General features: G+C 62.3%; 6 protein-coding genes. 4 read left to right on the forward strand and 2 right to left on the reverse strand.

The features are described 5' to 3' along the window. Nucleotides 1-281 precede the first annotated feature (281 nt). Complete coding sequence (locus tag NW855_RS04500; RefSeq protein ID WP_414508401.1) at nt 282-4,244, forward strand: magnesium chelatase subunit H; 3,963 nt, start codon at nt 282-284, stop codon at nt 4,242-4,244. Between the two features lie 60 nt (nt 4,245-4,304). Here the strand turns inward: NW855_RS04500 and NW855_RS04505 are convergent, their stop codons facing one another. Then, nucleotides 4,305-5,147, reverse strand: a complete 843-nt coding sequence (locus tag NW855_RS04505; protein ID WP_011430174.1) for a prepilin peptidase — start codon at nt 5,145-5,147, stop codon at nt 4,305-4,307. Between the two features lie 76 nt (nt 5,148-5,223). Further along, a complete protein-coding gene (locus NW855_RS04510) occupies nt 5,224-5,424 on the reverse strand; it encodes a hypothetical protein (RefSeq protein ID WP_041438278.1) in 201 nt (66 codons plus the stop codon). A gap of 445 nt (nt 5,425-5,869) precedes the next feature. Between NW855_RS04510 and NW855_RS04515 the strand changes: the two genes are divergently transcribed. From NW855_RS04515 to NW855_RS04525, 3 genes are all read left to right on the forward strand, one after another. Continuing rightward, a complete protein-coding gene (locus NW855_RS04515; RefSeq protein WP_414508402.1) occupies nt 5,870-8,125 on the forward strand; it encodes a ComEC/Rec2 family competence protein in 2,256 nt (751 codons plus the stop codon). 106 nt (nt 8,126-8,231) lie between these two features. Then, on the forward strand, nt 8,232-11,108 hold the full coding sequence (locus NW855_RS04520; RefSeq protein ID WP_414508403.1) for a site-specific DNA-methyltransferase: 2,877 nt from the start codon (nt 8,232-8,234) through the stop codon (nt 11,106-11,108). Further along, entirely contained in the window at nt 11,105-11,425 is a 321-nt protein-coding gene (locus tag NW855_RS04525) for a nucleotidyltransferase domain-containing protein (protein ID WP_011430170.1), read from the forward strand. The genes NW855_RS04520 and NW855_RS04525 overlap by 4 nt, the downstream gene beginning before the upstream one ends. Nucleotides 11,426-11,582 lie beyond the last annotated feature (157 nt).

Below are 11,582 nucleotides of genomic sequence, written 5' to 3' on the forward strand. Positions count from 1 at the left end.
CGACTAAAGTGGCTAGCGGGCTTTTCCGCCCCGCACTCAAGTGCGGGGCTACCAAACTATCCTTTTGTGTAGGAGAGCCGCTCTGGGCCCTTCCAGGTCTGGATCCTTGAGATCTCCTCAAGAGAAGAGCCCCCTTTGCAATTATTGCGAATTGTTACGAGACTGGCGTTATGCCCCCGGCAGGGATCCGGTTCTCTGGTAGAACGGGAAACAGGTGCTAGGGAAGAATGCCCATTCCCGGCCCACTTGCTTTTTTGCATTGCACAAGGGAGAGCGACCGCATGTTTACTCTGGTTAAGCCCATCACCCGCCACGTGGCCCCTGACGAGCTAGGGGGGCGCCGACTGATGAAGGTGGTGTACGTGGTGTTGGAGCCGCAGTATCAGAGTGCTCTGACAGCAGCGGTGCAGTGCATCAACGCCCGCAACCCCAAGCTGGCGGTGGAGCTGTCTGGCTACTTGGTGGAGGAGCTGCGGGATCCCTCGGGGTATGAGGCTTTCCGGCGGGATCTGGAGACGGCCAATGTTTTTATTGGCTCCCTGATCTTTATTGAGGACATCGCCCAGAAGGTGGTGCAGGCGGTAGAACCCCTGCGGGAGCGGTTGGATGCGGTGGTGGTGTTCCCCTCCATGCCGGAGGTGATGCGCCTGAATAAGCTGGGATCCTTTTCTATGGCGCAACTGGGCCAGTCCAAGAGCGCCATTGCCCAGTTCATGCGCAAGCGCCAGCAGGGATCCAACTTCCAGGAGGGGATGCTGAAGCTGTTGCAGACGCTGCCCAAGGTGCTGAAGTACCTGCCCTTTGACAAGGCCCAGGATGCCCGCAACTTCATGCTTAGCTTCCAGTACTGGCTGGGCGGATCCCGCGAGAACCTGGAGAACTTTTTGCTGATGCTGGCGGATCGCTACCTGCCGGGGATGCGGGATCAGGTCAAGTTTGCCGAGCCGGTCACCTATCTGGAAATGGGCATTTGGCACCCGCTGGCGCCGCAGATGTTTGCCAGCCTGGCGGAGTATTGGGATTGGTACAACGCCCGCGAGGATCTGCCAGAGGAGGTGAAGGATCCCTTGGCCCCCTGCGTGGGTCTGGTGCTGCAGCGCACCCACCTGGTGACGGGGGACGATGCCCACTACGTGGCCATGGTGCAGGAGCTGGAGTCGCGCGGGGCGCGGGTGGTGCCGGTGTTTGCCGGCGGCTTGGACTTTTCCAAGCCGGTGAACGAGTTTTTCTGGAACGAGCAGAAGACGGCGCCAATTGTGGATGTGGTGGTGTCGCTAACCGGGTTTGCCCTGGTGGGCGGGCCGGCGCGGCAGGATCACCCCAAAGCCGTGGAGGCGCTGCAACGGCTCAATCGTCCCTACATGGTGGCACTGCCCTTGGTGTTTCAATCGACAGAGGAATGGGCCAATAGCGACCTGGGGCTGCACCCGGTGCAGGTGGCGCTGCAAATTGCCATTCCCGAACTGGATGGGGCCATCGATCCCATCATCCTCTCAGGGCGGGACGCCGTCACCGGCAAGGCCCATGCCCTGCAGGATCGGATTGAGTTGATTGCGGCGCGGGCCATCAAGTGGGCCAATCTGCGGCGCAAGCCCAAGCTGGAGAAGAAGATCGCCATCACCGTTTTCAGCTTTCCGCCGGACAAGGGCAATGTGGGGACAGCGGCCTACCTGGATGTGTTTGCCTCCATCCACCGGGTGATGCAGGCGCTGGCCCACAACGGCTATGACCTGGGGCCAGAGCTGCCCAAAACGCCGCAGGAGCTGATGGAGTCCATCCTGCACGATCCCCAGGCCCAGTACGCCAGCCCGGAGCTGAACGTGGCGGCCAAGCTGTCGGTGCGGGAATATGAGGCCCTGACGCCCTATGTCAAAGCCATTGAGAAATACTGGGGGCCGGCGCCGGGGCACCTGAATACCGATGGGCAAAATCTGCTGATTTACGGCAAACACTTTGGCAACCTGTTCATCGGGGTGCAGCCCACCTTTGGCTACGAAGGGGATCCCATGCGGCTGCTCTTTTCGAGATCGGCCAGCCCCCACCACGGCTTTGCCGCCTACTACACCTACCTGGAAAAGGTTTGGAAGGCCGACGTGGTCATCCACTTTGGCACCCATGGCTCTTTGGAGTTCATGCCGGGCAAGCAGATCGGCATGTCGGGCGAGTGCTACCCGGACAATTTGATCGGATCCCTGCCCAACTTGTACTACTACGCCGCCAACAACCCCAGCGAGGCCACCATCGCCAAGCGGCGCGGCTATGCTTGCACCATCAGCTACCTGACGCCGCCGGCAGAAAACGCCGGCCTCTACAAGGGCCTGCAGGAGCTGCGGGAGTTGATCGGCTCTTACCAAAGCCTGCGGGAAGGAGGACGCGGCATTCAGATTGTCAATGCCATCTGCGACAAGGCGCGCCTGGTCAACCTGGACAAGGATGTGGAGCTGCCCCAGGTGGATGCGGCCCAGCTCACCCTGGAAGAGCGGGACACGGTGGTGGGCAAGCTCTACGCCAAGCTGATGGAGATCGAGTCGCGGCTGTTGCCCTGTGGCCTGCATGTGATCGGGGCGCCCCCCACGGCGGAGGAGGCCATCGCTACCCTGGTGAGCATCGCCAGCATCGACCGCCCGGAAGAAGGGATCCTCGGCCTGCCGCGCATCCTCGCCCAGAGCCTGGGCCGAGACATCGACGAGCTCTACCGCAACCGGGATCAAGGGCACCTGGCGGATACGGAGCTGCTGGATCGCATCAACAAGGCCTGCCACAAGGCGGTGGCGGCCCTGGTGCAGGAGCAAACCGACGCCCAGGGGCGGGTCTCGCGGGTGGCCAAGCTCAATTTCTTCAACATGGGGCGGCAGGCGCCCTGGCTGGTGGCCCTCAAGGAGGCGGGCTATCCGCAGGTGGAGGCGGAGCTGCTCAAGCCTTTGTTTGAGTTTTTGGAAGAGTGCCTCAAGCAAATCACGGCCGATTATGAGCTGGGATCCCTGCTTCGCGCTTTGGAAGGGGAGTACATCCTGCCGGGGCCGGGCGGGGATCCCATCCGCAACCCCGCTGTGTTGCCGACGGGGCGCAACATCCACGCCTTGGATCCCCAGTCTATCCCCACGGCAGCGGCCATTAAGTCGGCGGAGATGGTGGTGGAGCGGCTGCTGGCCCGCGAGCTGAGCGCCAACGGCGGCAGGTACCCGGAAACCATCTCGGTGGTGCTCTGGGGCACGGACAACATCAAGACCTACGGCGAGTCGCTGGCGCAGGTGCTGTGTTTGCTGGGGGTGCGTCCCCAGCCGGATGCCCTGGGGCGGGTGAACAAGGTGGAGCTGATCCCCTTGGAGGAGCTGGGGCGGCCCCGCATTGACGTGGTGGTCAACTGCTCCGGCGTGTTCCGGGATCTCTTTGTCAACCAAATGGCCCTCCTCGACCGGGCGGTAAAGCTGGCGGCCCTGGCCGATGAGCCGCTGGAGCTGAACTATGTGCGCAAGCACGCTCTGCAGCAGGCCAAGGAGCTGGGGCTGACGCTGGAGCAGGCGGCAACGCGGGTCTTTTCCAACGCTTCTGGCTCCTACTCGGCCAACATCAACCTGGCGGTGGAAAACAGCTCCTGGGAGGACGAGAGCGAGCTGCGGGAGATGTACCTCTCGCGTAAGTCCTTTGCCTTCGGATCCAATCTGCCCAACCAGCAGATGCGGCAGCTGTTTGAGGCCAGCCTGAAGACGGTGGACGTGACCTTCCAGAATCTGGATTCGTCGGAGATCAGCCTGACGGATGTCAGCCACTACTTCGATGCGGATCCCACCAAGCTGGTGCAGAGCCTGCGCCCGGACGGCAAGGCCCCCTCGGCCTACATGGCGGATACCACCACGCCCAGCGCCCAGATCCGCACCCTGAGCGAGACGATCCGCCTCGATGCTCGCACCAAGCTGCTCAACCCCAAGTGGTACGAGGGCATGCTCAAGCACGGCTACGAAGGGGTGCGGGAGATCGCCAAGCGGCTGGTGAATACCTCCGGCTGGTCGGCCACGGCGGGAGCGGTGGACAACTGGATCTACGAGGAAACCAACGAGACCTTCATCAAGGACGAGGCGATGCGGCAGCGCCTGATGAACCTCAACCCCCACTCCTTCCGGCGCATCGTCGGCACCCTGCTGGAGGTGCACGGGCGTGGCTACTGGCAGACTTCCCAGGCCAACATCGAGCGCCTGCAGGAGCTGTACCAAGAAGTGGAAGACCGGATCGAGGGGGTGGAGTAGAGGCCAAAAGGGATCCCTGCCGATCGTTGCCGTTGCCACTGGAAGAGGGGTGAGGGAGTTCTACCCCAGCAACCCCGACCAGCGTAGGTAGGCCTCGATCAGGGGGGATCCCGCCAAGGCGGCCACGGCGCCGCCTAGAGCCAAGTAGGGGCCGAAGGGGATGGGTTTGCCCAGGCGGGCCCTTCCCCCGGCCATGGCCAGCAGGCTGCCCAGCAAACCAAGCCCAGAGCCCAAGATGAGGGCCACCAACACCCCTTGCCAGCCCAGCCACATGCCGATCAGGGCCAGCAGCTTACCATCTCCTCCGCCCATGGCCTCCCGCCGCAAAACCCAACGGGCGACAAAGCCAATGCCTTCCAACAGCCAGATGCCCAGCACGGCGCCCGCGATCCCGGCCACCAGTGACCAGCCCATGGCGGCCAGGGATCCCGACCCTTCCAGCCAGGGCAGCGCCAGGCGGGCCAGCAGCCCCGCCAGCAGGCCGGAGCGGGTGAGCGACTCCGGCAGCCAAAACGTATCCAGGTCAACCAGGGCCAGCGCCAGCAGCCAGCCCAACAAGACACAGGTGAGGAGCCCGCGGGGAGAAAATCCCAAGATGGCGATGCTGAGGCCGAACAGCCCCATGGTCAAGGCTTCAACGGCAGGGTAGCGCCAGCTAATCTGCGCCCCGCAGTGGCGGCAGCGGCCCCGCAGCAGGAACCAGCCCAGAATGGGGATGTTCTCCATCGGGCCCAGGGGCGTCTTGCAGTGGGGACAATGGGAGCCGGGATGGAGCAGAGAAAGACCTTGCGGCAGGCGATAGACCACCACATTGAGAAAGCTGCCCACACAGGCCCCCAGCACCAACACCAGCACCCAGACCAACAGGCGCAGCTCCCAGGTGCTGGCAAGGAAGTCCACCATCGCAGCCGTCCACAGGGAGAAAAAGAGGCTTGCTCTGCTATCGTAGGCGCCTAGGCTCGGCTTGGGCAGAAGGGCCTCAGCGGAGCGGCTCCAACTGCTGCAGCGGAATGAAAGTTTCTTGGGGCAGCAGGATGGGAAACTCAGAAAAGATCAGATCCCCTCGCAGGGTACGGCGATGGATGACCACGCCCCGCGGCGGCTGCTCCAGCACCTCCGGTCGATACTGCAAATGGTATTGATAGATCTGGCGAGCTGCTTGCAGCAAAGCGCTGTCCATGTGCGGTTTCCCCACCTCGCAAAGCCCACTATCACCCTAACGACCCTGCCAAGATTCTCTGGGATCCCTAACGTTCTGTCCGCCCCTTTTGAGCATTTTTAGAAACGCTTAAGCTTCCTTAAGAGCGGCGGATCCCTTGAGCTAGACGCTCACTCCTTTGACCAGAGGCGGGCCGATCCGCCTCGCCTCTCGGTAGCTTAAACCCTAGGATATCGCCGTCAAGAGCCAGTGGGCCATCTTTCCCAATTCTTAAACTTGCAAGAGGAAGGATCTGGAGGGTGCGTTGCCCATCTGGCGGGAGCATGCGGCTGGTGGCGAGCGCCAGCCCTAGGCCGGATGCAGTTTGCCTCTGTCTTGCGGGGTCGGCAACCGGTCAAGGTTAAGACAACGCCATGGATCCCGCCTGAGCGCGAGAGTACAGTGGGGGCAAAAGCGCTGAAGAGGGATGGAGAGAACCTATCTGCTGGGGCTGGGCTGGATCCTGGGCCTGTTGCTGCGGGCCTGGCCGGCGGCGAGCGGCTGGGGCTGGGGGATCCCGCTGGCTTTGGGATTGGCGGGATCGCTGCTGTACCGGCGACGACCGCGCTTGGCCCGCACCTGGCTGGCGATGGGGCTGGTGGGGTGTCTGGCCTGGGCCTACCTGGGCTGGCGGCAGCCGGTTCCCGGCCCGACGGATATCAGCCTTCTGGCCCCGCAGCGGCAGATGAGCCTGGTGGGCACCGTTCTTTCGGAGCCCCGCCCCACCCGCAGCGAGCGGCGGCAATTTTGGCTGGAGGCGGAGCAGGTGCTGGAGGCCAACCAAACGGCCCGCCAGGTAAGCGGCAAGCTCTACGTCACTGCCAGCCCTGAGGCTCTCCCAAGCCAGGATCTCCATCCCAACCAGCGGGTGCGCCTGACGGGATCCCTCTACCTTCCCAGTCCCGCCTTAAACCCGGGCAGCTTTGACTTTCAGGCCTATCTGCAGCGGCAGGGGGCTTTTGCCGGCTTCATCGCCCGCGAGGTGATCCCCCAGCCGGGGGGAAGGGGCTGGGGAGGTTGGGTGCTGCGGCGGCGGGTGCGGGAGGCGTTCATTGCCGGGCTGGGGGAGCGGCAGGGGAACCTCTTGGCTTCCTTGGTGCTGGGATCCCGGGCTGCCCAGTTGGATTTTGATTTGCAGGATGCCTTTCGAGAAGTTGGCCTGGCCCATGCGCTAGCGGCCTCTGGGTTTTACGTGTCGCTGCTGGTGGGGGTGGTGTTTGTCCTAACGCGGCGGCTGGCGGTACGCCTGCAGCAGGGGATCCTCCTGGCGGTCTTGGGGATTTACCTGGCCTTGACGGGCTTTACCCCTTCGGTGCTGCGGGCGGCGGTGATGGGGGCAGCGGCCATGCTGGTGTTGACGGAGCCAAGACTGGAAGGAAAAGTTAGGCTTAACCCCCTGGGGACGCTGCTGGTGGCGGCGGTTTTGCTGTTGATCTACCAGCCGCTGTGGATTACCGATCTGGGGTTTCAGCTCAGCTTTGCCGCCACCCTGGGCCTGCTGGTGGGGGCAGGGCCGATTGGATCCCGGCTGGACTTTTTGCCGCCGGCGGTGGCCACGGCTCTGGCCGTTCCGCTGGCCGCCCAGATCTGGACGCTGCCGCTGCAGGTGGCCATCTTTGGCCGCATCCCCACCTACTCGCTGCTGGCCAACCCGCTGCTGCTGCTTCTCTTGGTGCCCCTGCTGGTGGCGGGGTTTGGGGTGGCTTTTGTGGCCTTGCTCTGGCCGGGGCTGGGATCCCTGCTGGCCCGGCCCTTGACGTTTTTGATCACGCCTTTGATCAACTGGGTGGGCTGGATGGCCAGCTGGCCCCTGAGCTCCTACTACACCGGCAGGGTCTCGCTGCTCCAGTGTCTACTTCTCTACGGGGCGCTGGTGGCTTTGACCTTTTGGCCCCGCTGGCGGCGGGCTTTGCGCTGGCAGGGCACTGCTCTGATAATGGCCGCCATCCTCTTGGGGCCAAGGCTGTGGCCGGGGCCGCCGGTCGAGATCACCGCTTTGGCCAGTGGCCGCCTCCCCGTCCTGGCCATCCAAGCCGAAGGACGCCACCTCTTGCTCAACAGCGGCGATCCCCGCCTGGCCGAGCGCACCGTGTTGCCCTTTTTGCGGCAGCAGGGCCTGCGCCGTCTGGAGGGGGCGGTGGCCATGACCTCTGCCGGCTCGGCCAATGGGGGCTGGGAGATCCTGCTTTCAGCTTTCTCCATCGGGCAGTTCTGGGACGGGGGCGGCGTCAATGCCGCCTCGGACAGCTACCTGCGCTCTCTTAGCGCCGTGCAAGCTGCCGGGATCCCCTATCAAGTCTTGCGGCCTGCCGACCGGATCCCCTTCTCGGAGCGGCTGAAGCTGCAGGCCGTCCACACCAACCCCTTGGTGTTGACCTTGGAGGCCGAGGGATCCCGCTGGCTGCTCTTGGGATCCGCCGGCCCCCCTGTCCAGGCGGAGCTGACCGGATCCCCCTTGCTGCCGGCCCAGATCGACTGGCTGTGGTGGGATGGGGGATCGCTGATCCTGGACTTGCTGGAGCGCTTTCAGGTGCAGGCGGGCATCAGCTCCGGCCCTGTTGGCGAGGCAGTGACCACCTGGTTTCGGCAAAAGCAGCGGCCCCTCTACATTGCCGAGCGCGTTGGAGCAGTAACCTGGTCGCCCCGGGGCGTGCAAACCCTGCGGGCGCCACTGGACGGATAGGTGGCTTGGGGGAGAAGGGCTTAGGCGACAGCTCAAGGCTGGATCAAAAGTTACTCTCAAGCTAGCCTTCCCACTAAGCCCACGACAAACCAACAGGCAGGACTGGATGGCAGGCAAGAAGACCAACACCCAACGCTCAATCGAATCCTACGAGCACCGGGACAAACAGCGGCTCAACAACCCGCCTGTGGGACTGGTGACGCCTGAGAACGACCGGGACGCGGGGCAGAAGAAGAAGACCTACGCCTACGACCCGCACCTGGATCCGCAGCTTGTCTGGGCTGGCAAGGCCGAGCACACTTCGTTCGAGGTGCCCACGGTTTCGCTCCACGTCCACGAGCGGATTGACCCGCGCACCATCATCGAGGCTGTGCGCAAGAAAAACGACCAAGCTGGCCCGGTACAACTGGGGTTGTTTGAGGAAGAACGCAAGGAGCCCCTGCGCCAGGCCATCGAATTTTACCAGCACAAGCATGGCTGGACGAACCGCCTAATTGCCGGCGATTCGCTCCTGGTGATGAACTCGCTCTTGGAAAAGGAGGGCATGGCCGGCAAGGTGCAGATGATCTACTTTGACCCGCCCTACGGCATCAAGTACGGCTCCAACTTCCAGCCCTTTGTGAATAAGCGCGACGTCAAAGACGGCAAGGACGAGGATTTGACCTCAGAGCCGGAGCAGATCAAAGCCTTCCGCGACACCTGGGAGCTGGGCATCCACTCTTACCTCACCTACCTGCGCGACCGGCTGCTGCTGGCGCGGGAACTCCTCAGCGAGAGCGGCAGCATCTTTGTGCAGATTAGCGATGAGAACGTGCACCATGTGCGGGAGTTGATGGATGAGGTGTTTGGGAAACACAACCTCGTAAGCGCCATAATATTGAAAAAGACTGCCGGAATGGGCCAGAGGTATCTTGACAACGTTTCTGACTACATACTTTGGTATGCGAAGGACATAGGCATGCTGAAATATCGCGCCCTATTCCTGCCGAGGAGAGAGACAACGCTCGCTGAGCAGTACAATTGGCTCGAGGAAACGGCAGGAACAAGACGCAAGCTCATGAAAGACGAGTTATCAAAGAGTTGGGATGGGAGAAGATTCAGATTATCCCCCCTTTTCTCGCAGAGCGGGGGCGACACCAGTGCATTTGAATATCACTGGCAAGGGCAAACATGGCGGCGTGCCACAAATCAGTACTGGAAAACGTCCCCCGCCGGTTTGGATGCTTTGGCAGCCGCCAATCGCCTTATGGGAGTGGGCCAGCTACTTTGGTATGTTCGATACCACGATGACTTCCTAGTGGTGTCTCTCAATAATGTATGGGACGACTTGGCCACTGCTTTTCAAGCTCGTATTTTTGTCGTTCAGACAAACCCGCTCGTCCTCCAACGCTGCCTGCTCATGACCACCGACCCGGGCGACCTGGTCTTCGACCCCACCTGCGGCAGCGGCACTACGGCCTATGTGGCTGAGAAGTGGGGCAGACGCTGGATCACCTGCGACACCTCGCGCGTCGCGATCACCATCGCCCGTCAGCGGCTGATGACCGCCGTGTTCGATTACTATGAACTCGCGCACCCGCAGGAGGGCGTCGGCAGCGGCTTTAAATACAAGACCGTGCCCCATGTCACGCTCAAGTCCATCGCCAATAACCCGGAGATCGACGGCATTTACGCGCGGCTCCATCCGGCAGTGGCAGCGGCCCTTGCTGAGCTCAACGCGGCGCTAAAGGGCCAGGCGGTGAAGTTTAAGGTGACCCAAGGTGGCCGGGCCGGCCACTTTGTAGACTTTGCCGCGCCCGATACGGAAACCTTCACCATGCCCGCTGGCCAGGTGGTTAAGGTCAACGAGCTGGTGGAATGGGAGGTGCCCTTTGAGTTTCCCGCCGACTGGCCGGAAGCTGGCCGGACGCCATTCGAGCGATTCCATCAAGCCCGCCGTGCCCTGCGAGCAGCCATCGATGAGGCCATTGCCCGCCACGCGCCGCAGGAGACGCTTTACGACCAGCCCTTCGTGGACAGGAAGAAGGTGCGAGTGACAGGCCCGTTCACCGTGGAAGCAGTGCCAGCCCCAGCGGTGAAATCGGTGGATGAGATTTTGGAGCCCAGGCCCGAGCCGGCAGATGCCTCGATTGCCCGCTCCGGCGAAACACTGCGTCAGGAGGAATGGCGCGACGAGCTGCTCAAGACGGGTATCCGCGGGAAGAACGGGCAATACATCCGCTTTGCCCGGCTGGAACCGCTGCCCGCCTGTCGTTGGCTCCATGCCGTGGGGGAAACGCGGCCCAGCGACGAAGGGGCAAATACCGTGCGCGAGTCGGCGCCTGCCTACGACCCCCTGCGCGTGGTGGTCTCCTTTGGCCCGGAATATGGCCCGCTCGAGCAGCGGCAAGTTGAGCATGCCTGGCAAGAGGCGCGGATGCTCAGCCCACAGCCCAAACTGCTGATCTTCGCCGCCTTTCAATTTGACCCCGAAGCAGCAAAAGATATTGACGAGATGAAGCCAGAGCTGGCCGGCATGCAGTTCCTCAAAGTCCAAATGAACGCCGACCTACTCACCGACGACCTCAAAAAGAAGCGCGCCAGTAACGAATCCTTCTGGCTCATCGGGCAGCCGGATGTGGAGCTGCGCAAAGCCGAAGATGGCTGGTTTGTGGTTGAGGTACACGGTTTCGACTACTACAACACCAAGACCGGGGCCATCGAATCGGGCGGCAAGGACAAGATTGCCATGTGGATGCTCGATACCGACTACGACGGGCGCTGCCTCTACCCCCGTCAGGTCTTCTTCCCGATGGCGGGCGAGAAAGAAGGCTGGGCGAAGCTGGCGCGCAATCTCAAGGCCGAGATTGACGAGGACCTCATAAAAGCCTATAGCGGTACGGTGTCGTTGCCCTTCGCACCGGGCGAGCACAAGCGCATTGCCGTCAAGATCGTGGATGACCGGGGCATTGAGAGCCTGAAGGTAATGGAGTTGCCAATATGATCGATGATCAAACCTTGCAAGAGATCGTCCGGCGTATCGTGGCAGCGGCCCAGCCCAGCCGCGTACTCTTGTTTGGCTCCTATGGCCGCGGCGATGCCGACGCGGGTTCCGACCTAGACATCATGGTGATCAAACCAGAGGTGTCTGATCGGTACGCCGAAATGATTCGTTTGCACGAAGCGGTGGGCGATATGGGCCCAGGGTTGGATATCCTCGTTTATTCCGAGGCGGAATACCAGCGGCGCAGCCGTGTGCCAGGCACCGTGCTGTACTGGGCGCGCAAGCAGGGAAAAGACCTCTATGAAGCCGCATCTTGAGGAGGCTTGGCGGTTGTTGCGCCTAGCGGAGCGCGACATCAAAGCCTTCGAAGTCCTCAAAAAAGCGCCGGATGTTCATCTCTCCATTACAGCCTGTTAAGAGCTCAAGGGGTACAATAGCAGCACTTAGCAAACCAACTTCGGAAGGAGGATGGAT

The organism is Synechococcus sp. RC10B2 (genome assembly GCF_047502635.1).